Origin of the sequence: Hassallia byssoidea VB512170 (genome assembly GCF_000817785.2) — a bacterium.
Classification (GTDB): Bacteria; Cyanobacteriota; Cyanobacteriia; order Cyanobacteriales; family Nostocaceae; genus Hassallia; species Hassallia carrinoi.
This window is the reverse complement of record NZ_JTCM02000003.1, coordinates 152,993-175,539: the sequence shown is the minus strand read 5'-3', so window position 1 is coordinate 175,539 and position 22,547 is coordinate 152,993. Positions and strand designations below refer to the sequence as shown.

Genomic DNA, 22,547 nt, shown 5'->3' with positions numbered 1-22,547 from the left:
GATAAACTCGCGTTTGCTTTAACTCACTTAATCCAAACATTCCTTCTATCTCCTCTCGACTCATTTTCGGAAACTTATAAACCAAAATCGTCTCTATAAATTCTAGTAACTGCTGTTGCAGTTGTAAATTTTCCGCTTGCTTGGTTCGGTTGATTAATTCTCTAGCAGCGATAATTGCTGTATCTTCATCTTCAACTACTAATTTAATAGTAGCAATACCAATTGGTAGTGATGCAGCTTCACCTAATTCATTCAAATAAATTCGGCTGATGCGCTGACTCGTAAAGAATTCATGGCAATCTTTGGTATCAGATGTATCTATGTTTCTATTAGGATAAATCACTACTCCACGCCAAGTGCCTCTGGGTTTATTTTGGCGTAGGTATAAAAATATTTCCGATACCAGACGCGAGTAAAGTTCTGTATCAGATTGGAATTGAACTTCAACAAAATAAATTGGATTATCTTCTTGGGTGGGAAGAAACACACCATCAATTCTAAAAGCTGTTTGCTTAATTTCAACTGAAGCAAATTGATAGGTATTTGCAGCTTCGGGAGGATTGCCAATAAGTTCAAAGAAGATGCTGGGAAATTCTTGAAATAGCCGATAAAAGATGCTGTCAGTTTTCACGCTGAATATGTTGGCGCTTTTTATGATTTTATAATAAGCTGTTCCATATCTAGTTTGCATATCTAAATTGAATCAAACTATTGTGGGGTGGGCATCTTGCTTGCCCTAATGCGTGCAATTTAAATGTGGAACAGCTTATCCGCATCCGCAAAACTAAGATGCTTTCCTCTGCTTACGGAAACTTCTTTTCTCGCACTTCCACAGAGTATTCCTGCACAGCTTTGTTAATCGTTTCCCGCAGATTTGTATAAACTTTAGCAAAGGGAGGCTGTTTTTCTGAAAGTCCCAACACATCAGAAGTAACTAACACTTGTCCATCACAATGCACTCCCGCACCAATACCAATTGTGGGAATGTTCAACTTTTGTGTAATCTGCATTGCTAAATCTGCGCTTATATGCTCTAAGACAATCGCAAACACACCCGCTTGTTCAAGAGCGATCGCTTCACTTAAAATTCTCTCACTATCTTCTTGCGTCTTTCCCTGTTGTCGCAAGCCAATTTGATGTATCGATTGTGGTGTCAATCCTACATGACCCATCACCGGAATTCCCGCTTGCACCAAACGAGCGATCGTTTCAATCATTGCCGGATAGCCACCCTCTAATTTTACCGCTTGCGCTCCCGTCTCCTTCAACACCCTGCCGGCTGAATGCATCGCTTGCTGAATACTTTCTTGATACGTCAAAAATGGTAAATCTACCACCATTAAAGCGCGTTTTACACCACGTCGCACAGCTTTGGCGTGGTAAAGCATTTCATCCAAAGTAATAGGTAGTGTTGTTTCATACCCCAACACCACCGCCATTGAGTCACCCACCAAAATTAAATCTACACCAGCAGCATCGAGGATTTGTGCGATCGCATAATCCCAAGCAGTCAAAGCCACAATTGAACGCTTTTGTTGTTTCCATTGAATTAATTGTTGGGTAGTGACTGGCATTTTTTCAAAGGGGAGTGGTGAGTAGTGAGTGGGGAGTGGTGAGTGCGGAAATTTTGAATTCCCTATTCCCTACTCCCCATTCCCTACTCCCTTATTTAACAGCGCGACTAAAAGCCAGATGAGTTTTTGCCAAAGGCATTTTCGGCATTAACCAAGCTAAACCTTCACTAGTGCCGATCCATAGTTTATTACCAATGTCAGGTGCAAGGGCAAACACGCGACTAGAAGGAAGACCGGCAACTTCGTCTAATACAGCTCCTGTATGTGGATTTAATCTTAACAAACCATCGTTAGTTCCGACCCATACACTACCATCTTTAGCAAAGCGTACTGCTGTGACGTTACGTCCGCGCAACCGAGTGACAGACCGCAGCACTGCACCAGTTTTCGGATTAATAACCAGCAAATTATTCGGCATTCCTGCCCAAATTAATCCTTCTGGACTAATTGCTAAAGCTTGGACTGTCGTTCCTGGTAAATTGTTGATCCACTTCATGACGTAAGCATTTGCGGTATTTACTCGCACTACTCCATCAAGCGTCCCCACCCAAAGTTGACCATCAGCATCTAAAGTTAAAGCGTTAGCGCTGACACCAGGAAGTTCTTTAACTGTTGTCATAATTAAACCTTGGTCTGGGCTAATTAAGGCTACACCGTTATCAGTTCCCGTCCACAAATAGCCACGTTTGTCAATCAACAGCGATAAAACTCGTTTAGAAGGCAAGAATAAATTCTGCGCTGTGATTTCATTTGTACGCGGATCTACTCGCTGCAAGCCTTCGTAATTTCCCACCCACAAGCGTCCTACTTTGTCTTGAGCTAAAGCACCGATCGCCACATTTGGTAAACTAACTCTACCTAAAATCTTACCGGTGTTCGGGTCAATGTGCGACAATCCCCGCCAAGAACCCACCCAAAGATTACCTCGGAGATCCCCCAGCAAGTTACTCACGCGATAATCAGTTTGTTTTAAACGTTCTTGTAGATCCCTGTCGTCGGGTAAAGGGTCTTTTGGCGGTGGTGGTGGTGAAGCTGGGTAAGAGGGAGTTAACTCTGATGAATCTACGTCAGGAGTTGTTTGTGGGGGAGAACTACTATTTTTTTCAGCATTGGCTGGAATCGTTATGGAGATTGCCAACCCTAACACAGTAGAAGTAATTAATAAACTAATGCGATCGCAAAACAATACCACTGTTAAACTTCCTTGGGAAACATCTCCCATAGCCTTTGTCTGCAAAGGTTGCGGGTTAATTACAGTGTTCCCGTAGTTTGTATTTTTTAAACAGTTTTGTTCCGGTGAAGCGTATAAATAATGTAGTAAGGGCTTCAGCCCTTAAAACTGAGGATATGAGCGGTAAACCGCTCACTACAAATTAAAACGTATTTTACTGATAAAGTTTTCTTTTGTCGTTGCACATTTTGGCGTAAGCGTCAAGGTCTGATTCGATAAATGCGCGTCAAATTAAACGCTCAGTTTGAAGTTGAGGAATTAACACTCTCGCTTCTCAGCACTCAAGAAAACTTTACAATCTTAGCTCAGAGGACTTACGCGCGTCTTTCCTAGAAACTTGGTTTCTATGTCAGTATTTGGTTGCTAAACAAGGTTATTTTCCTAGAAACCGAGTAAGTTTGCCTGGGTATTAGCCCAGATGCTTCTAAAGCAGGTTTTTTTGATAAGGCGGTACTATTATCACTTATAGTTTGTAAATACATCTTAATAAAATGTTAAGTTCTGACATTAAATAACAAATTTAAATAAAAGAGTTAAGAAGATTAGAAGAATAACTTATCGAATTCTTGATATATTGTGGAACAAGATACAAATTACGTGGTGTGCAATTTTTGTCTTTCGTTAAGGACTCTGCTAAATCAGCTCTAAAAAAAGTTTCTCCTTGTCTGTTGCCTGGAAAGGGGTAAAGATGTATGGGGTAAGAAAGGCGGTAATGTATACAAGCCTTGCTTATCTTTTGAATTTACAAAGAAAAAGGCGATCGCTTAGTTAAGCTATGTTTAGTAGAGTGCGAAGAAGAGATAAAGAATTTACAATCGTGGGACGATGGAATATAGGCGCATCTTGCGTTTATATTCACGATAAGCACTGGTGAGAAAGATGACTAACTCAACTAAGTGTGAATCAAAAAACCGCTACCCATTGTTAAAAGCAACCCTTAAGAAAAATTTTCCCGATTCCTCCTCCTGCTTGTTGGGGGGAAAAAGCGGGGTGAGGGGAAGTTGCACAGAACGTAATTTGCTTGTAAAAAAGATTGACTTGTTGGAAGGATAAAGTATGTCTTACGCGCAAACGAAGACTCAGTCGAAATCAGGTTATCAGGCTGGGGTAAAAGATTACAGATTAACTTATTACACCCCAGACTACACACCTAAAGATACAGACCTTTTAGCAGCATTCCGGATGACTCCACAACCTGGAGTTCCTCCCGAAGAAGCTGGTGCAGCAGTAGCTGCTGAGTCTTCCACTGGTACTTGGACAACAGTATGGACTGACTTGTTAACCGACCTAGACCGCTACAAAGGTCGTTGCTACGACATCGAACCAGTTCCCGGCGAAGACAATCAGTACATTTGCTACGTTGCTTATCCTCTAGACTTGTTTGAGGAAGGCTCTGTAACCAACATGTTGACCTCGATTGTAGGTAACGTATTTGGTTTCAAAGCATTGCGTGCGCTGCGTTTGGAAGATTTGCGGATTCCAGTTGCTTATTTGAAGACCTTCCAAGGTCCTCCTCACGGAATTCAAGTTGAACGTGACAAAATAAACAAATATGGTCGTCCGTTGTTGGGTTGTACCATTAAGCCGAAGCTCGGTTTGTCCGCGAAGAACTACGGACGTGCCGTTTATGAATGCTTGCGCGGTGGTTTGGACTTCACCAAAGACGACGAAAACATCAACTCAGCACCATTCCAAAGATGGCGCGATCGCTTTCTGTTTGTAGCAGAAGCCATCCACAAATCACAAGCTGAAACCGGTGAAATCAAAGGTCACTACCTCAACGTTACCGCTCCCACCTGCGAACAAATGTTGGAACGGGCTGAGTTCGCCAAAGAACTCAAAATGCCCATCATCATGCATGACTACCTGACCGCAGGTTTCACCGCTAACACCACCTTGGCTCACTGGTGTCGCAAGAACGGTCTGTTGCTGCACATCCACCGCGCAATGCACGCCGTTATCGACCGTCAAAAGAACCACGGTATCCACTTCCGCGTATTGGCTAAGTGCTTGCGGATGTCTGGTGGCGACCACATCCACACCGGAACCGTTGTAGGTAAGTTAGAAGGTGAACGCGGTATTACAATGGGCTTCGTTGACTTGCTACGTGAAAACTACGTTGAGCAAGACAAGTCACGCGGTATCTACTTCACTCAAGATTGGGCTTCCATGCCTGGTGTAATGGCAGTTGCTTCTGGTGGTATCCACGTATGGCACATGCCCGCACTAGTAGAAATCTTCGGTGACGACTCCGTACTACAATTTGGTGGTGGTACCCTCGGACACCCTTGGGGTAACGCTCCTGGCGCTACCGCTAACCGCGTAGCTTTAGAAGCTTGTATCCAAGCACGTAACGAAGGACGCAACTTGGCTCGCGAAGGTAACGATGTTATCCGCGAAGCTTGTAAGTGGTCGCCAGAATTGGCTGTTGCTTGCGAACTGTGGAAAGAAATCAAGTTCGAGTTCGAGGCAATGGATACCGTCTGATTTTAAGTTAAGAGTTAGAAGTTAGGAGTGAGGAGTTAAATTAATTCATAACTCATAACTCATAACTCATAACTCATAACTCTTTTGGTCTGGGTCAAGCATGGATTTAAAACAAATTGCAAAGGATACAGTTAAGACGCTCTCTAGCTACCTAACTTATCAAGCAGTGCGGACGGTGCTAACTCAACTTGGCGAAACGAATCCTCCCTTGGCGCTTTGGCTGCACAACTTTTCCGCCGACAAAATTCAGGATGGAGAAGCATACATTCAAAGTCTGTTTCGAGAAAAGCCAGATTTGGCTTTAAGGATCATGACTGTCAGGGAACATATCGCCAACGAAGTCACCGACTTCTTACCCGAAATGATTCGTATCGGTATTAGCCAAGCAAATACAGAACACCGTCGCCAGCATTTAGAGCGAATTACGCAATTAAATATGTCGATACCCAGCCCAGAATCAGAACAAGCAGCTTCAGATCCAAATTTGGATAATTCATCAAGTTAGTAGAGGCGCGAAGAACATCGCGTCTCTACCAACCAACACCTTTGTAGTCAAAGCCCTCCTTTATTACCAACTATGCAGACCTTACCAAAAGAGCGTCGTTACGAAACCCTTTCTTATCTGCCTCCTCTGTCTGACGCTCAAATCGCCAAGCAAGTGCAGTACATCTTAGATCAAGGTTACATTCCCGCAGTTGAGTTTAACGAAACTTCTGAACCAACAACATTCTTTTGGACTCTGTGGAAGTTGCCTTTATTTAACGCTAAATCTACTCAAGAAGTGTTGAGCGAAGTGCAAGGCTGTCGTTCTCAGTTTGGCAACTGCTTCATTCGCGTTGTTGGTTTTGACAACGTTAAGCAGTGTCAAGTTCTCAGCTTTATTGTTCATAAACCCGGCAGCAGCCGATACTAAAAAAGGTAATTCTTACTTTTACCTTTTAAATTGACTTGAGATAGAGAGGTAGAATTATCTACCTCTCTTATTTTCGTAGTAACGACTGAAGTCGTTATCTTAGGGACTACCAAAAAATAAATCTGTAGTTGTAGGGTGCGTTAGTTCGTTAACGCACCATCTTGATCTAATTTTTCACGGTGCGTTAGCCTGAGGCATAACGCACCCTACTGCTTATCTTCTTAGAAGAGGACTAAAGTCCTCACTACAAATTTACGAATTATCGCCTTCTTCTTCAGATTGAGTAGGAGGATGCCCAGAAACGACAATAAAACCAACAGAATCAAGGCGAATAGAAGGATGGCGAATTCCTTCTGTAATTAGTTGTATTAAGTCAGTTTCTGTCTCAATTTCTTCTGCTAGTTCCGAATCAGACCTTTCTTTGTTTTCAACAAGTTGATTAAGCCGCAACTCTAATTGTTCAACGCGCTTATTTAGTTTCTGTTCAGCAATTGTCGCCTGTTTTTCGCACAATTTAACAAAATCAGGACGCTGCTCAAGTAATTCCAAAGAAGTTTGACGTGCTTGATAACAAAAGTATTGCCATTTATTAGCTTCAACAAAGCTATCAATTATTGATAATCGACTTTTGGCTAAGTTATAATCACGGTATTGAGTGCCACCTTTACCTTTATAAGGACGCTGCAAAATAGTTAATAATTCCTCATCTTGTACTACAGACATACGCTCAACATCAACGAAAATAGACTCGATTAGTGGCGGAAATAAGCCATCAGCGCGACGCTTGAGAATCTGATATTTGGTGTCGTCTTTTAAGTAAGTTAAATTGGCTTCAATTATATAATTGAATCTAAAACCAAACCATTCCTTACCTTCACTATTATCCCAAGATTTATCAAATCTCCAGAGTGCAAAAGCTTGACCTCTGTCATCCCAGTGAATGTATGACGCTAATGACTCAATAAATTCTTCACCAATTCTATAGAGATTGATATCAGAATTTTGATTTGCTAATTTCCGGTTAAAAGTACCAAATGTCTCCGCAAAAGTGTTGAAGTAAGTTCTCAATTCATCTACTGGAACCAAGGTACGCATTGTTGGTTGGTAGCGCTGTATTCCAGTGAAATCGGTTTTATAAACTTGCTTAAATTCTAAAGCGTCACAAATCCATTGTTCTACACTTCGCTGTATTTCTTGATATTGAGCATCATAATTATCTAATGCTGTAAAATACTGAATAGCATCTTCATCAAAAATATCAATTTCATCTAAAACGTTTTGCTGGCTCAGTTTGATTTTTTCTGCGGCGATTTCATCTTGGATTTGTTGTAAAATTTCTATTAGTCCATTTGCTCCCGTTTCAAACAGCTTTGCTTCAAGTTGCGGCAATTTTTTATCTACATAAAACTCAAGACTGGTAATTGAACGGTGAAAGACTGCTAAACCTTCTTTTAACAAGCGATACCAAGCATCGTGGGGACTATCTTCTAAATCTGCACCTGCAAATACTGTTAACTCAATTTTCTGTGTATTGTAAATGCTGTCTATCCGACTAATTCTTTTCTCCAGACGATTTGGCGACCAAGGAATGTCAAAATGAATTATCCAGTCGGCAAATTGTAAACTACGACCTTCTTCACCAGCAGAATCACAAACAAGAATAAAACACTTTGAATCGTTTTTGAATTGTTTAAGATTCTTTTCAACTTCAGCGCTAGTTTGTCCGAGTTGATGAGTAGCGATCGCTTTCCCAAAACTGTTTCTCAAACAACGGACGATTTCTGCACCAACTTGGGGAAAGCTGGTAAATACAACAATTTTTGGGAGTGTATCACCCGGTATTGGTCTTGTAATTCGTCGCTGTACTTGTTCGAGTAATTTGCTGAGATTTGAACGATAAGATTGTAGGTTAAAGCGTTCGCTGAGGTGGTAGAGTAATACTGTTTTGAGTAATTCGATGCGATCGCCATCTTCTGACGGTTGTCGAACAATTTTCAACAAAGACTCTAAAATCTCTTCTTCCCCAGCAAATTTTGGGGTATCGGTAAGCGTGTTTATGCTTTCTTCATCAAAGTCTTGAATTAACTCTTTGCGAGCTACGTTCTTTAACCGTGCCGTGATAACCTGTTCTAAAAGACCCAACCAAGTACCAGAAGCGAGAAATAAAAGCAGAAATATCCGCTGATACTCTTTTTCGTTGGGAGCAAGACTACGCCATTTTTCAATTGATTCGTGAATGTCTATTGAACGCTCATCTAAATCATACTCGGCTTTGGGTGAAATATTTCTTTCCCAAATTACATCTTCTACAGAAGCAGGACGATTGCGGAGAATTCGTCTATGAAGTCGATGGGTGTCGCTGATGTGGGTGCGAATTTCCCTGATAATTTTATCTTGGTCGGTGGCTGTTTTTGTTTCTAATTTGTCTGCTAAATCAAGTAAATAAGCATCTTTCGGAAAAAGCGTGCGGAGTTGATTTAGGTTGTCTTTCAAAACAACAGAATCTGCATCTTCCAAGGAAAGTAAAATTTTACCAATTGCGGCACGGTTTTGCACTTTAGCACGAAATAAAGCTAAATCATCCATCCGATAGATATCAGGCTCTAACAGATGTAACATAGCCAGATAATCGCGCTCGTGGTTTAATAAGGGAGTAGCAGTAAGTAAAAGTAGGCGATCGCATTTATGAGCTATGTGTTTGTATACCGCAAAACGCTGGCGTTGTGATGCGTCAAATGAATACGCCATTGCCGCGATTTTATCAGCTTCATCGAAAATTACGAAATTTATATCTGCGTTGCGGTTAATTTTCTGCACATCTTCCACCGCTACCACTTTCACTCTATCAGGAAAATGCGAGATATAAAATTTATTTTCTAACTCTTGATGCCATTGTTCAAGTAAATATTTTGGTACTACTACTAAAGCTGTTCCCTGCGATTCATCTAACAAATATTGGCGCAGAATAGCACCGGCTTCAATCGTTTTTCCCAATCCTTCATCATCTGCTAGTAAGTAGCGTTGAATTGGGTCTTCTAGTACTCTGCGGATAACTTCAACTTGGTGGGGATAAAGTTTAATGTTAGCAGAAAGTAAGCCTGTCATGCCGCGACTAACAGCGCGTTGTGACATCAAACAATTAACTAAAGCAAGTCGTCTTTCGTGGAAGTACGGCGTTTCTTGACCCTTCATTGCTAAAATATCAATTGGGTCTTCAATCGGTAAATCGCAACGCACGTAAACTTCTTGCTCAGTTACTAATACCGTCTTTTTATCTGGTAAATCAACTTGATATAAATCGTTGTCTTCATCCCAAGTGAAAATTCTACCGATTCCCCATCTGTCTTCATTTTCTAATTTGATATAACAGCGAGTTTGACGCTGAATTCTGACTTGAGACAGCGAAATTAAAGGTAACGTGTTTTGAATTTGCTTTCCTAATGAGCAAAAATATTCTACAACTACCGATTGCTCGGATATTTGAGTAACTTTGCCTATTCCCAGATTGTTATTGCGCGATCGCACTAATGAACCAACTTGAATCATATCCACTCTCTCATAATTTCGTCACGGTCAACCGCTTTGAGAAATTTACTCAAAGCAGCAAATTCACACTTTTCGCCAAACTTAATAATAGTTCGTATATCTAATAGCGCAACATCTAAGTTATACGTTTGAATACGGCTTTTCAGGTTCCTCTTTAATCGATAGGCAAGTGCGAACGCCTAGCTTACCACAACTTACATCTAGCATCACGCGCCGACAGGTTGAAATTTGTGGATATATCAATACAGACTTAACCCCCAACCCCTTCCCTGGTAGGGAAGGGGAGAAAATCAAAGCCTCTCTCCTCGTAGGAGAGAGGTTTGGAGAGAGGTCAGATTTGCGAATGCAACTTCTGTCAAGCGACTGATTAATTTTTCTGATAGCCTGAACATAATTAACGGGTATAAAACGTTCAAAGGAAAAACCCGTGAGTGACGAATTGAAAAAAGGTGACAAGGTTAAGTGGAAAACTTCCCAAGGTGAAACCATCGGCGAGGTGGAAAAGAAACTCACCTCATCCACAGAGATTAAAGGACATCACGTTGCAGCTTCAAAAGATAATCCTGAGTATTTGGTTAAAAGCGATAAAACCGGCAAAGAAGCAGCACACAAACCTGGTTCTCTTGACAAAATTGAGGAGTAATGCAGCGTTATGAGTAAAGATGTCAAATCAGCGATCGACGAGTTTCATGCTTCTGTGAATATGACAGCAAAGGAACTTGAATCTTGGCTGAAAACAGAAGAATCTCAATCTGTAGGACAAAAAAAAGATGATGATGAGTCAATCGGACATAAATCCGGTAAACGCATCGTTCAATTATTGCACAAGAAAAAAGATGACTACACAGACGATGATTTATCGCACATGAAAAAAGTCGTCAGTTATGTACATCGTCACTCAGCACAGCAGCCTGAAGGTGATGTTGAGGATACACACTGGCGTTATTCTTTAATGAATTGGGGACACGACCCGTTAAAGGGTAAAAAATAAAAGGTAGAGACGTTCCACCGGAACGTCTTTACTATTAATTTGATTCAACCAAACCAGTATGATGGTTGAGAATCTACTTGGACTGTTTCAAGGCGATCGCTAATCCAATCTGATTTTTCTTTCATGATTGAAGAAATGCCTTGGTGAATTATATTTTGCAAATACAGTGTTTGTTCTAAAGGACTGCGAGGTAACTTAAAGTTTAACAAGCACTCTTGGTCTAGCTGGTAGTCAGGAAGCGATTTATCATCAGTTGCACTGTAAAGACAAGGAATGCGACTTAAAACAAAGCAAATTAACTCTTGGCGCAAATCAGCAATAGCAAAAGCCTGTTGATAAGGATTGTATGGATAAGTATCCAAAACGCTTTCAATCTCTCCTAAAACTGATTGCGGTGTTAACTTCACTACTGTTTGCATAACGTTTTAGTTCCTTTTTATCCAGCTAATAATTTGTCAATCAGAGAAAATTTCTCAATGCAAATGTCACCGTAACAATGAAGTCAGAAGAAATTTGAGTGTTAGATGCTAAAACCCTAAAACTAATTTTTTCTTCAGTTACAGTCAACAGAAAACTTACTGCGTTTATCTAAGTTCAAGTTTGTACTTCACAGTATCAACCTGAAAACAATGCTCACTACACTTATTAAGTGTAAGTCTTTTATACCGATAATGCCAATTATTTCAAATTTATGAATATTTGGCTCAAAACTACACAAAACGCATCATAAACCAATAGGGATCAATTCCAGCGTTTCGGTAAAAATATTAATTATAAAAAAAGATTGAAATAGTTTCCACTTTTTTTTAATTTACATTCCTTAGCATTTTTCAATTGCAAACCCAAAATCTGCGCTTCTGTGGATGATGCAACCAGAAGCACTGCAAATTTATTGCGAATGAATTATGTAAGCTACAAGCCTAGCAACTTACTATCATTGCAAATTAATTGAGCCAGAGATTAAATGATTAATTAAGAAATTCTAAAAAATTTAAGCCGCTTAAAGGTACATTTCTCATCTGATTGTTAATTTCCTCCGCTGCGGCTAATCCTGAAAGCATCGCACCTTCAACAAGGTTGCCACCACACCAATCACCACAGCACACTAAAGGTAAAAAACTTTCCGCAGATAAAAAAGCTTTGTCCCAAGGATTGCGAGGAAAAGCATAACGCCAGCGATGTACTTGCATCCATTCGGGAGTAGCCAGCCAAGAAAGTTGCACAATCTGACTTGCGCTTTGCAACATTTGCTGTGCCGCTGGGTCTAAATCGAGAGATTCTAAATAACGTTGGGCGAAATCAGCGCTACTTTGGATAACAAAAAGCGGTTGCTGCGAATTGTGACGCTTGCTGCTATCTAAACCAATCCACGCTAAATCAGGATTGTCAACAAAAGTTAAGGCTTTCCACTTTGGAAGTGGCTGCGAGTCGGCGGGATACCCAGCCATAACAGCAAGGCTGGGGTAAAATTCTATAGAACGCAAGTTATCTAAAAAAGCTTTATTGACGAAATCGCCCAAAGGTGCTAGTAGCGTGAAAGCTTGAGGTGCGGGAATAGCGACAACTACTGATGCAGCGGTTAATTCTTCATCGCTGGATTCAAAGGTGAGACGCCATTTATTATCGATTGGGGTAATAGTTTCGACACGTTGATTGAGGGAAATTTCTAAATTTTGAGCGAGAAACTTAGCGATCGCACTCATTCCCTGAGGTGCAATATAATTTGGCTCTGGCTCGTTTGTCCATACTTCTAGAATATGATGGCGGCTCAACAACTCAACAAAACGCTTCAACAATTCACCTTTTGGCTTTAAATAACACACTCCATGATCTGCACAAGTATTATGTAAACGACGTGTCGCAACTCGTCCCCCCAAACCACGGGACTTTTCCAGCACTAATACTGAGTATCCAGCTTGACTTAATTGCTGGGCGCATACTAAACCTGCCATCCCAGCACCAATTACGGCAACATCAGTCATAATTCTTTCTTTGCGTCTTTGCGCCTTGGCGTGAGATGATTGTATATGAAAACGAACCGCCTTCGCGCAGCGTCTCCGACAGGAGAAGATGCCAAGGACACAAAGGAAAGAGGGTTTAAGAGAGTTTTAATGAGAGGGAATACACACATCTGGGGCACATAATCCGATAAATTGGATTGTTGTTACTTCAAAGGTGTTTAAATCGACGCAGCGAATGGCATGATTATTTGTATCGGCTATATATAAGCGAGAATTTAGAAGGCTCAAACCTGAAGGTTCGGAAAAACGGCTGTGTTTACCTTGTCCATTTTGGAAACCAGCGGTATCACCTAATATAGTTTGACAATTTCCGGTGCTAGGACTAACTAATTTAATTTTGTGGTTGTAAGTGTCGGCTACCCAAAGATAATTATCGGCATATTCTATTCCTAAGCAATGCTGCAACCGAACATCATAGCTTTGTCCATCAACATCGCCAAAACCGAATAAATCTCCACTTCCGCAAATTGTTCGCACTTGTTGCGGTTCTATTAGTCCGATGCCGCGAATTGTGCTAACTTCGCTGTCGGCAATATATAATTCTTGTCCATCGGTAGTGATGCCGCTGGGTTGAGCAAATGCTGATTCGCTGAGTTTACCATCTATACAAGCTTCTGCACCAATGCCTGCATAAGTCTTAATAATGTCGGTTTGCAGATTCATTTCCCAAATTTGGTGAGAACCTGCGATCGCTATATATATGATATTCCCGACTTTCACCAAGTCCCAAGGTGAATTCAAGGCTGTTTGTTTTGCAACACCACCGTGAGGACGAATATTCCGGCTTTGTTTACCTGTTCCGGCTATAGTTTCTACTATTTGACGCTGGAAATCAACCCGCCGCAAGCTATGATTTTCTGTATCGGCAACGTAAAGAAGTTGATTTTCGGCATCAAATGCCATTCCTTGAGGTGCAAAAAACTGCGCTTGCTGAAATGAACCATCAGTTAAACCAGGTTTTCCTGTACCGATTAAATGCAGGATTTCTCCATCTTCGCTACTCGTGACAATTCGATGATGTCCAGAATCAGCGATAAACAAACCCGCGTTTGTCGCTAAGACTTTACCGGGAAAAGCTAGTGGTGTAATTAAAGGTTGGCGCTGTTTTTCTAAAGTCAAGCTAAGTTCTTGAAAATTAATCGTTTTTTTGTCGCGGTGTTCGTCAATCAGTTTTGCAATCAACTCGTCTAAAATATCGCGCTTACCTTCACCAGATATAGAGGCGATCGCGTAACCTTCTGGATCGATTACAATCAAGGTGGGCCAAGCACGCACTGTATATTCTGACCAAATCCGAAAGCCGCTGTCAACTATAACTGGATGTTCGATGTCGTAACGTAAAATGGCTTGACGAATGTTTTCGGTTTCTTTTTCGTTGTCAAATTTAGCTGAATGTACGCCGATAATGGTAAGACTATCTTGATATTTCTGTTCGAGATATTTCAAGTCTGGTAAGATGTGCAGACAATTGATGCAACAATATGTCCAAAAGTCTAAAATTACAACTCTGCCTTTAAGCTGTTTAATAGATAACGGTTTGTCAGTATTCAGCCAAGGAAAATTTTGCGGAAATTCTGGCGCTCTTACACGGACGTTCATAAAATATATCTATTGGTAATTGGTAATTGGTAATCGGTAATCGGTAATTGAATAAAATTATTACCCATTACCAATCCCCCACTCCCCACTCCCCACTCCTCACTCCCCATCTGATATAATTCTTGAAAAAACTCGAAACACTAACTACGGCTGATTTATCTGTGTGGGTACAACAAGCCAAAAGCCAAGCTTATCAAGGACAAATTGCTAACCGCATTCCTAAATTGGCTGTTGTCGATCCTCATTGCTTTGCGGTTCACATTTGTTGTAAATCAGGACAAGCTTACAGTACAGGAGATACAAACTGTGTTTTTCCGCTGATGAGTGCGATTAAGCCGTTTTCGCTGTTATATCTGCTAGAACATCTGGGATTGGAAACGGTTTTTCAGTGGGTTGGGGTTCAGCCATCAGATGCTCCATTTAATTCTCTCACGCAACTGGTTAGCGATCGCTCCTTCCCACGCAACCCGATGATTAATAGTGGTGCAATTACTCTTGCTGATAAATTATCAGGAAAAAATCCAAGCGATCGCACGCAAAAATTCTGTCAATGGCTGAATCAATTAGCCGAATGTAACTTCAAGCTGGATGAGGCGATGTTAGCTTCAGTACGTTCGGTTAATTCTCAAACCAATCAAGCGATCGCTCTACATCTTGCCGAAGCTGGATATATAGACGATGTTCAAACAGCCATAGACACTTACGAGCAAATTTGCTGTCTTTCTGGCACAGTTGAAGACTTAGCCTGTCTGGGAAAAATATTATCTTTTAGCGAGATTATCTTACCACAAAATCGTCGCTGTGTCAATGCCTTGATGTTAACTTGTGGATTGTATGAAGCATCTAGCAAATATAGCATCCGGATAGGATTACCGATGAAATCAGGAATTAGCGGTGCGCTTTTAACGATAGTACCAAAACACGGAGCGATCGCCACATACAGTCCCGCCTTAGATAGCGTCGGTAATTCTGTAGCCGGACTTGCCTTTGTCGAGGCATTATCTGAAAATTTACACTTAAGTCTACTGTAGTAAGCGCTTCAGGGCTTAAGCGCTTACTACAAAGCTAATAAAATTTTTACCCCCTATCTTCCGGCTGATTTAGCGGCAAATTTGGAGAAGGAGAAGCATCCGGAAACTGACGCGGATTAAAATATCGCTTTAATTCCGGTTCTTCCGGATTGGGAGCGATTTTTTCCGGTAAAGTCGTTGATTCTGGTGTTGGCGTTTCCTCTAATTGAGGTTCTGGTTTTGGATCGATAATCTCTGGTAGTGTAGGAGACACATTCTCAGATGGCGAAGCATTAGGAAGCTTACGACGATTGAAAAAGCCGCCAAACCGAGGTTTTGCAGGTTGCGGGGATTGTTCGGTTTCTGTTTCCTCTAATTGAGGTTCCCCTGAAGCATTGGAAAACTTACGACGATTGAAAAATCCGCCAAATCTCGGTTTATCAGTTTGCGCGGATTGTTCGGGTATCGTTGATTTTGGCGTTTCCTCCAGTTGAGGTTCAATTAATTGTGGTGTTGGCGTTTCTTCTAATTGCGGTTCTGGTTTTGGATCGATAATCTCAGGTAGTGTCGGCGGTACACTTGGAGATGGTGTCACAGGTGGTTGGGGAGTGGGAAGCTTAGATCCGCGACGATTGAAAAATCCGCCTGATTTTGGTTTATCAGTTTGCGGAGATTGTTCGGGTATCGTTGGTTCAGGGGTTTCTGTTTCTTTTGGTTGAGGTTCAACTTGTTTTGGCTGGCTTGATTTTGGAGATTCAGATTTAGTAACAGGTTCCTCTACCTTATCCGGTGTTGGTTCAACTGTTGGTGCGCTTCTTGGTTCAGCCGTTGTCGGTTTAGCAGTATAATTGGGGTCTACAATTGAGCGAACTTGCTCTGCTGAAAGTTCGCCTCTAACGATTTGAGAAAGAGTGTCTTTACCCTTCGGTTCGTAGGTAATCAGCCTGATTGTGCTGTTGAAGACATTTTTCACAACATTTCCCTTATCATCGAGAAATTCCAGCTTTACCCAGTTTTTACCAGGTTTAAAGCCTTTGAGATAAATAGCCTGCCAGCGATCGAGAACAAAGCTTTCACCATTAATTGTGCAACGAATGCGCCAATCAGCAATTTGATTGTTGGGATTATCTTTAGCGACCAGGTGCAAAGGCGCGTTAGTTAAATAAAAGTCTAGTAGAATTGGTTCTGCCCCGTAGATGCCTTGAGGACGGTTGTAGGTTATCAGGGGTAGTGCCGCATCCGGATTGTTATCGTCGCTTTTCGTGAAAATGTGAAATGTTGTTTGGGCGTAAGCACCTTCATTTTTAAAGCTTTCATCCCAAGGACGAGAAGCAAAGACGCGCAGAGTATGCGTACCTGGGGACAAGTCTGGTAAAACCAGCGGTTGATTTAGGTCGTAAACAGGTATGTATGGTTGATTATCAAGAATTACGTGTAAATGCGGTCCTAGATCAAATTTTGGGTCTTTAAATATTGGTAAATCCTTAACTTGCAAGCGGACTGTAACTTTGTCGTCTTGCAGAACTTCATCAGCTTGGGGAGTAAGTATTGTTACTTGCGGTTGATAAATATCGTCAAGCGATCGCAGTTCTTGAATTACCGCTGGTGGGGAAACTTCAGAGAATTGCCGAGAAATCGGTTGCGGCTTTTCTTTGTATCCAACAGACACTTCTTGACTTACGGCTTTCTCGCCACAACTAGTAATACTCAACACCAGTAATAATATGATTAGTCGCCTGAGGATAGCGATTCTAGGTTGAATTTTCGCTATTGCTGTTGTCCACCACTTCATGAGTTCCACCTAGTTTTAGTCTTCAACAACTGATTTTGGCGCAAACCATGATTCGGAACCATAGCCCAAAAGGTGAAATTTTCTGCAAATCTGATGTTTTTGGCAAAAAAGTCTAATTTTACTCGGTTCTTTATCAGTTATTTCTCTGAATTAGCCATATTTATCACAAATATTTATTAATAGCAATTTTCACAGAATATGGTAATAGCCGCGATTTAAAAGACCAACATATACAAATAAAAGCCCAACAGAGCGAAAATGCTTACTACGTCTGGTTAGTGGAGAAATTTTACAAATTGTTATCGTTTGTAAATTATATGAAGAAGCTATTGACTTTTGGACAAGTTGTTTTCCGGGAAAAAGCAGATTCTACAATTACTCCAGGGATTTTTAATTATTGTTAACTTGTGTTCAACAAAGGGGGAGATAAGACTTTATAATTCAACAGAAAGCAATCTCCACATGAGGTCTTCACCGCTGCCTCAGATATTTCTGGAGCATCGGACTAAGCACAACTTAGCCAAAAAGACAACAAGTGGTTTAAATGATTCCTCACATCCTTGTTAAGAGAGGAGGGTCTGAATGACGATAAGTCCTCCAGAGCGAGAGGAGAAAAAAGCAAGAGTAATAGTCGATAAAGACCCAGTTCCCACCTCATTTGAAAGGTGGGCGACCCCAGGTCATTTCGACAGAAACCTTGCTAGAGGTCCAAAAACCACCACCTGGATTTGGAACCTACACGCGCTCGCCCACGACTTTGATACACATACCAGCGATTTAGAAGACATATCCCGCAAAATATTTGCAGCACACTTCGGGCACCTAGCCGTAGTGTTCATCTGGTTGAGCGGGATGATATTCCACGGCGCGAAGTTTTCCAACTACGAAGCCTGGTTAAGCGATCCGTTGAGCATTAAGCCAAGTGCCCAGGTCGTTTGGCCCATTGTGGGACAAGATATTTTGAATGGTGATGTCGGTGGTGGCTTCCACGGTATCCAAATCACCTCAGGCTTGTTTCAAATTTGGCGTGGCTGGGGTATTACAAACTCCTTCCAGCTATACTGCACTGCCATTGGCGGCTTAGTGATGGCAGCGTTAATGCTGTTTGCTGGCTGGTTCCACTACCACAAGCGCGCTCCCAAACTGGAATGGTTCCAGAATGTCGAGTCGATGCTGAATCACCACTTAGCAGTATTGCTGGGTTGCGGTTCTTTGGGATGGGCAGGTCACATCATCCACGTATCTTCGCCGATTAATAAGCTTTTGGATGCAGGCGTCTCGATTAAAGACGTACCTTTGCCCCACGAGTTCATCCTGAACAAAGACTTATTGATCGAGTTGTTCCCCAGCTTTGCGAATGGTTTGATGCCATTTTGGACATTGAATTGGGGTCAGTATGCGGACTTCTTGACCTTCAAAGGCGGTCTGAACCCAGTAACTGGCGGCTTGTGGATGACTGATATTGCTCATCACCATTTAGCGATCGCCGTCGTCTTCCTCATTGCCGGTCACCAATACCGCACCAACTGGGGTATCGGTCACAGCATGAGAGAGATCCTCGAAAACCACAAAGGTCCCTTCACAGGCGATGGTCACAGAGGTCTCTACGAAAACATGACCACATCGTGGCACGCTCAGTTAGGAACTAACCTGGCAATGCTAGGTTCCCTAACAATCATCGTGGCACACCACATGTACGCGATGCCTCCGTATCCGTACTTGGCAACCGACTACGCTACACAGTTGTGTATCTTCACCCACCACATGTGGATTGGAGCCTTCTGTATCGTTGGCGGTGCGGCTCACGCTACTATATTTATGGTGCGGGATTACGATCCTGTAGTGAACCGAAACAACGTTTTGGATCGGGTGATTCGTCACCGAGATGCAATCATCTCTCACCTCAACTGGGTTTGTATGTTCCTCGGCTTCCACAGCTTTGGATTGTACGTCCACAACGACACGATGCGTGCCTTGGGTCGTCCCCAAGACATGTTCTCAGATACAGCAATTCAATTACAGCCAGTATTTGCTCAGTGGGTACAAAACATACACACATTAGCACCTGGCGGTACCGCTCCCAATGCTCTAGAACCTGTAAGCTATGCTTTCGGTGGCGGAATTTTGGCTGTAGGCGGTAAAGTGGCAATGATGCCGATCGCGTTGGGTACGGCGGACTTCATGATCCACCACATTCACGCATTCCAAATTCATGTCACAGTCCTGATTCTGTTAAAAGGATTTTTGTTTGCTCGCGGTTCTCGTCTGATTCCAGACAAAGCAAACCTCGGCTTCCGCTTTCCTTGCGATGGTCCTGGTCGTGGTGGTACCTGTCAGGTATCCGGTTGGGATCACGTATTCCTCGGTTTATTCTGGATGTACAACACCATTTCGATTGCAATTTTCCACTTTAGTTGGAAAATGCAATCAGATGTCTGGGGTACGGTAGACAGCGATGGAGTTGTGTCTCACCTCACTGGTGGTAACTTCGCCGAAAGTGCCATCACAATCAATGGCTGGTTGCGTGATTTCTTGTGGGCACAAGCTGTACAAGTGATCAACTCTTACGGCAGTGCGCTGTCAGCTTATGGTCTACTTTTCTTAGGCGGTCACTTTGTTTGGGCATTCAGCTTGATGTTCTTGTTCAGCGGTCGCGGCTACTGGCAAGAACTGATTGAGTCGATCGTTTGGGCGCATAATAAATTGAAGGTAGCACCATCAATTCAGCCTCGCGCTTTGAGCATCATTCAAGGTCGTGCTGTTGGGGTGGCTCACTATCTCTTAGGAGGAATTGTTACCACCTGGGCATTCTTCCACGCACACATACTTACACTAGGCTAGCAAGGGAGAGTTAAGAGTTAAGAGTTAAGAGTAAGTTTTAATTCATAACTTCTAACTTTTAAACGCCAGGTTGCTCAACGGGGGGGAACCCCCGCACGCAACTGGCTCCTCCTAACTACTACTCTCAACTCCAATAGCTGATGGCTAAAGGTCAGAGGATTTATCACACCTATGGCAACAAAATTTCCAAAATTTAGCCAGGATCTCGCACAAGACCCGACTACACGTCGGATCTGGTATGCGATGGCTATGGGAAATGATTTTGAAAGCCACGATGGCATGACAGAAGAAAATCTTTACCAAAGGATTTTCGCTACACACTTCGGTCATGTGGCAATCATTTTCCTATGGGCTTCGAGCCTTTTATTTCACGTAGCCTGGCAAGGTAACTTCCAAGAGTGGATCAAAGATCCCATTCATATCCGCCCGATCGCTCATGCGATTTGGGACCCTCACTTCGGTAAACCAGCAATTGAAGCTTTCACCCAAGGTGGAGCTAGCAATCCAGTAAACATAGCTTATTCCGGTGTTTACCACTGGTGGTACACCATCGGGATGCGGACGAACAATGACCTATATATGGGTTCAGTGTTCCTCCTCCTATTAGCAGCAGTATTTCTGTTTGCAGGTTGGTTGCACTTGCAGCCCAAGTTCCGTCCCAGCCTCTCTTGGTTCAAGAGTGCTGAACCTCGCCTAAACCACCACTTAGCTGGTTTGTTTGGTGTTAGTTCCTTGGCTTGGACAGGTCACTTGGTTCACGTTGCTATCCCCGAATCTCGCGGACAGCACGTCGGTTGGGATAACTTCCTATCCACCCTGCCGCACCCGCAAGGTTTAACACCTTTCTTTACAGGTAACTGGGGTGCTTATGCTGCTGACCCCGATACTGCCAACCATGTGTTTGGTACATCTCAAGGCGCAGGAACTGCGATTCTGACTTTCTTGGGTGGTTTCCATCCTCAAACAGAATCGCTGTGGTTGACCGATATGGCTCACCACCACTTGGCGATCGCTGTGATCTTCATCATCGCCGGTCACCAGTACCGCACTAACTTCGGTATTGGTCACAGCATCAAAGAAATGCTGAACGCCAAGAACTTCTTTGGTGTCGAAACTGAAGGTCAGTTCAACCTGCCTCACCAAGGACTGTACGACACCTATAACAACTCTTTGCACTTCCAGTTGTCTATACACCTGGCTGCATTAGGAACCATCACCTCCTTGGTAGCGCAGCACATGTACGCTATGCCTCCTTACGCTTTTATCGGTAAGGACTACACAACACAGGCAGCGCTGTACACGCACCACCAGTATATTGCTGTATTCTTGATGACTGGGGCTTTTGCCCATGCCGCCATCTTCTGGGTACGTGACTACGACCCCGAACAAAACAAGGGCAACGTACTTGACCGCGTACTGAAGCACAAAGAAGCGATTATTTCCCACCTAAGCTGGGTGTCTCTCTTCCTAGGCTTCCACACCTTAAGCTTGTACGTACACAACGACGTAGTAGTAGCTTTTGGAACTCCGGAGAAACAAATCTTGATTGAACCGGTATTTGCCCAGTTCATCCAGGCTTCTCACGGTAAAGTGCTGTACGGTTTAAACACCTTGCTGTCTAACCCTGATAGCGTTGCTTCCACAGCAGGTGCTGCTTGGTTGCCTAACTGGTTGGATGCTATCAACAACAGCACCAACTCTCTGTTCTTAACAATCGGTCCTGGTGACTTCTTAGTACACCACGCCTTTGCGCTGGCTATCCACACCACTGTTTTGATTTTGGTCAAAGGTGCTTTGGATGCCCGTGGTTCTAAGCTGATGCCCGATAAAAAGGACTTCGGCTATGCCTTCCCTTGCGACGGTCCAGGTCGTGGCGGTACTTGCGATATCTCTGGTTGGGATTCGTTCTACCTCGCTCTGTTCTGGTCATTGAACACCGTTGGTTGGGTAACGTTCTACTGGCACTGGAAACATCTAGGTATCTGGCAAGGCAACGTCGCTCAGTTTAATGAGTCTTCGACGTACCTGATGGGCTGGTTCCGTGATTATCTGTGGGCTAACTCCGCTCAGTTGATTAACGGATACAACCCCTACGGCATGAATAACCTGTCTGTCTGGGCTTGGATGTTCCTCTTCGGACACTTAGTTTGGGCTACCGGTTTCATGTTCCTCATCTCTTGGAGAGGTTACTGGCAAGAGTTGATTGAAACTTTGGTTTGGGCACACGAGCGCACTCCTTTAGCGAACCTAGTTCGCTGGAAAGACAAGCCCGTTGCTATGTCCATCGTTCAAGGTCGTTTAGTTGGTCTAGCTCACTTCACTGTTGGCTACGTCTTAACTTATGCAGCCTTCCTCATTGCCTCTACTGCTGGTAAGTTTGGTTAATTCACCTTTCCTCTAGTGTTGTAGGTAGATAATTAAAATCCCCCACCATTTGGTGGGGGATTTTTTTGTCTCATCTTGACCGATCCGCATTCGATACAAATTCATACTGGGGAGAGATGAAACTTTGAGATATCTTCACAATAGTGAGGCTATTTTT

At 42.8% G+C, this 22,547-nt stretch carries 16 protein-coding genes; 8 read left to right on the top strand and 8 right to left on the bottom strand.

The window, feature by feature from the left end; genetic code table 11:
* The 3 genes from PI95_RS02885 to PI95_RS02875 all read right to left on the bottom strand — a co-directional run.
* The coding region (locus tag PI95_RS02885) for an Rpn family recombination-promoting nuclease/putative transposase (RefSeq protein WP_163518552.1) at nt 1-631 on the bottom strand (631 nt) is incomplete at its 3' end.
* 172 nt (nt 632-803) lie between these two features.
* Nucleotides 804-1,574, bottom strand: coding sequence for a 3-methyl-2-oxobutanoate hydroxymethyltransferase (panB, locus tag PI95_RS02880; protein WP_039738947.1), 771 nt, complete (start codon nt 1,572-1,574; stop codon nt 804-806).
* A 91-nt stretch (nt 1,575-1,665) separates the two neighbouring features.
* On the bottom strand, nt 1,666-2,796 hold the full coding sequence (locus tag PI95_RS02875) for a ligand-binding sensor domain-containing protein (protein WP_201280270.1): 1,131 nt from the start codon (nt 2,794-2,796) through the stop codon (nt 1,666-1,668).
* A 1,065-nt stretch (nt 2,797-3,861) separates the two neighbouring features.
* Between PI95_RS02875 and PI95_RS02870 the strand changes: the two genes are divergently transcribed.
* The 3 genes from PI95_RS02870 (at nt 3,862) to PI95_RS02860 (ending at nt 6,205) form a co-directional block, all read left to right on the top strand.
* Entirely contained in the window at nt 3,862-5,292 is a 1,431-nt protein-coding gene (locus tag PI95_RS02870) for a form I ribulose bisphosphate carboxylase large subunit (RefSeq protein ID WP_039738946.1), read from the top strand.
* Between the two features lie 100 nt (nt 5,293-5,392).
* Complete coding sequence (rcbX, locus tag PI95_RS02865) at nt 5,393-5,797, top strand: RuBisCO chaperone RbcX (RefSeq protein WP_039738943.1); 405 nt, start codon at nt 5,393-5,395, stop codon at nt 5,795-5,797.
* Nucleotides 5,798-5,869: 72 nt separating this feature from the next.
* The gene (locus tag PI95_RS02860; RefSeq protein WP_039738942.1) at nt 5,870-6,205 is read left to right on the top strand and encodes a ribulose bisphosphate carboxylase small subunit; all 336 of its coding nucleotides are present in this window, start codon (nt 5,870-5,872) and stop codon (nt 6,203-6,205) included.
* A 252-nt stretch (nt 6,206-6,457) separates the two neighbouring features.
* On the opposite strand, the gene dpdE is transcribed toward PI95_RS02860, so the two are convergent.
* Nucleotides 6,458-9,751: a protein DpdE gene (dpdE, locus tag PI95_RS02855; protein WP_039738939.1), complete on the bottom strand. Its 3,294-nt coding sequence runs from the start codon at nt 9,749-9,751 to the stop codon at nt 6,458-6,460.
* Between the two features lie 427 nt (nt 9,752-10,178).
* Between dpdE and PI95_RS02850 the strand changes: the two genes are divergently transcribed.
* Both PI95_RS02850 and PI95_RS02845 read left to right on the top strand, forming a co-directional pair.
* Nucleotides 10,179-10,394: an HVA1 family protein gene (locus PI95_RS02850; protein ID WP_039738937.1), complete on the top strand. Its 216-nt coding sequence runs from the start codon at nt 10,179-10,181 to the stop codon at nt 10,392-10,394.
* Between the two features lie 9 nt (nt 10,395-10,403).
* Nucleotides 10,404-10,742 (top strand): DUF3140 domain-containing protein, encoded by a 339-nt coding sequence (locus PI95_RS02845; RefSeq protein WP_039738935.1) that lies wholly within the window; start codon nt 10,404-10,406, stop codon nt 10,740-10,742.
* Between the two features lie 44 nt (nt 10,743-10,786).
* On the opposite strand, the gene PI95_RS02840 is transcribed toward PI95_RS02845, so the two are convergent.
* The 3 genes from PI95_RS02840 to PI95_RS02830 all read right to left on the bottom strand — a co-directional run bounded on the left by PI95_RS02840 (nt 10,787) and on the right by PI95_RS02830 (nt 14,362).
* Nucleotides 10,787-11,161 carry a hypothetical protein gene (locus tag PI95_RS02840; RefSeq protein ID WP_039738933.1) on the bottom strand — a complete coding sequence of 125 codons (375 nt, stop codon included), beginning with the start codon at nt 11,159-11,161 and terminating at the stop codon, nt 10,787-10,789.
* A gap of 549 nt (nt 11,162-11,710) precedes the next feature.
* Nucleotides 11,711-12,724: an NAD(P)/FAD-dependent oxidoreductase gene (locus PI95_RS02835; RefSeq protein ID WP_039738931.1), complete on the bottom strand. Its 1,014-nt coding sequence runs from the start codon at nt 12,722-12,724 to the stop codon at nt 11,711-11,713.
* Between the two features lie 126 nt (nt 12,725-12,850).
* Nucleotides 12,851-14,362 (bottom strand): thioredoxin-like domain-containing protein, encoded by a 1,512-nt coding sequence (locus PI95_RS02830; RefSeq protein WP_039738929.1) that lies wholly within the window; start codon nt 14,360-14,362, stop codon nt 12,851-12,853.
* Between the two features lie 122 nt (nt 14,363-14,484).
* Here PI95_RS02830 and glsA point away from each other — a divergent pair, with 122 nt between their 5' ends.
* Entirely contained in the window at nt 14,485-15,393 is a 909-nt protein-coding gene (gene glsA, locus PI95_RS02825) for a glutaminase A (RefSeq protein WP_039738928.1), read from the top strand.
* 46 nt (nt 15,394-15,439) lie between these two features.
* Here glsA and PI95_RS02820 read toward each other — a convergent pair whose 3' ends face one another.
* Nucleotides 15,440-17,164, bottom strand: a complete 1,725-nt coding sequence (locus tag PI95_RS02820) for a hypothetical protein (protein WP_052324749.1) — start codon at nt 17,162-17,164, stop codon at nt 15,440-15,442.
* Between the two features lie 582 nt (nt 17,165-17,746).
* On the opposite strand from PI95_RS02820, the gene psaA reads away from it, so the two are divergent.
* Complete coding sequence (psaA, locus tag PI95_RS02815; RefSeq protein ID WP_039738927.1) at nt 17,747-20,005, top strand: photosystem I core protein PsaA; 2,259 nt, start codon at nt 17,747-17,749, stop codon at nt 20,003-20,005.
* A 171-nt stretch (nt 20,006-20,176) separates the two neighbouring features.
* Complete coding sequence (gene psaB / locus PI95_RS02810; protein WP_039738926.1) at nt 20,177-22,390, top strand: photosystem I core protein PsaB; 2,214 nt, start codon at nt 20,177-20,179, stop codon at nt 22,388-22,390.
* The last annotated feature ends 157 nt before the right edge of the window (nt 22,391-22,547 follow it).

What these genes read in the sequence shown, in the direction of transcription:
- psaA (WP_039738927.1), top strand. Translation starts at nt 17,747, where the DNA reads ATGACGATAAGTCCTCCAGAGCGAGAGGAGAAAAAAGCAAGAGTAATA.
- PI95_RS02875 (WP_201280270.1), bottom strand. Translation starts at nt 2,796, where the DNA reads ATGGGAGATGTTTCCCAAGGAAGTTTAACAGTGGTATTGTTTTGCGAT.
- dpdE (WP_039738939.1), bottom strand. Translation starts at nt 9,751, where the DNA reads ATGATTCAAGTTGGTTCATTAGTGCGATCGCGCAATAACAATCTGGGA.
- PI95_RS02820 (WP_052324749.1), bottom strand. Translation starts at nt 17,164, where the DNA reads ATGAAGTGGTGGACAACAGCAATAGCGAAAATTCAACCTAGAATCGCT.
- panB (WP_039738947.1), bottom strand. Translation starts at nt 1,574, where the DNA reads ATGCCAGTCACTACCCAACAATTAATTCAATGGAAACAACAAAAGCGT.
- PI95_RS02840 (WP_039738933.1), bottom strand. Translation starts at nt 11,161, where the DNA reads ATGCAAACAGTAGTGAAGTTAACACCGCAATCAGTTTTAGGAGAGATT.
- PI95_RS02835 (WP_039738931.1), bottom strand. Translation starts at nt 12,724, where the DNA reads ATGACTGATGTTGCCGTAATTGGTGCTGGGATGGCAGGTTTAGTATGC.
- PI95_RS02830 (WP_039738929.1), bottom strand. Translation starts at nt 14,362, where the DNA reads ATGAACGTCCGTGTAAGAGCGCCAGAATTTCCGCAAAATTTTCCTTGG.
- PI95_RS02845 (WP_039738935.1), top strand. Translation starts at nt 10,404, where the DNA reads ATGAGTAAAGATGTCAAATCAGCGATCGACGAGTTTCATGCTTCTGTG.
- psaB (WP_039738926.1), top strand. Translation starts at nt 20,177, where the DNA reads ATGGCAACAAAATTTCCAAAATTTAGCCAGGATCTCGCACAAGACCCG.
- rcbX (WP_039738943.1), top strand. Translation starts at nt 5,393, where the DNA reads ATGGATTTAAAACAAATTGCAAAGGATACAGTTAAGACGCTCTCTAGC.
- PI95_RS02870 (WP_039738946.1), top strand. Translation starts at nt 3,862, where the DNA reads ATGTCTTACGCGCAAACGAAGACTCAGTCGAAATCAGGTTATCAGGCT.
- PI95_RS02860 (WP_039738942.1), top strand. Translation starts at nt 5,870, where the DNA reads ATGCAGACCTTACCAAAAGAGCGTCGTTACGAAACCCTTTCTTATCTG.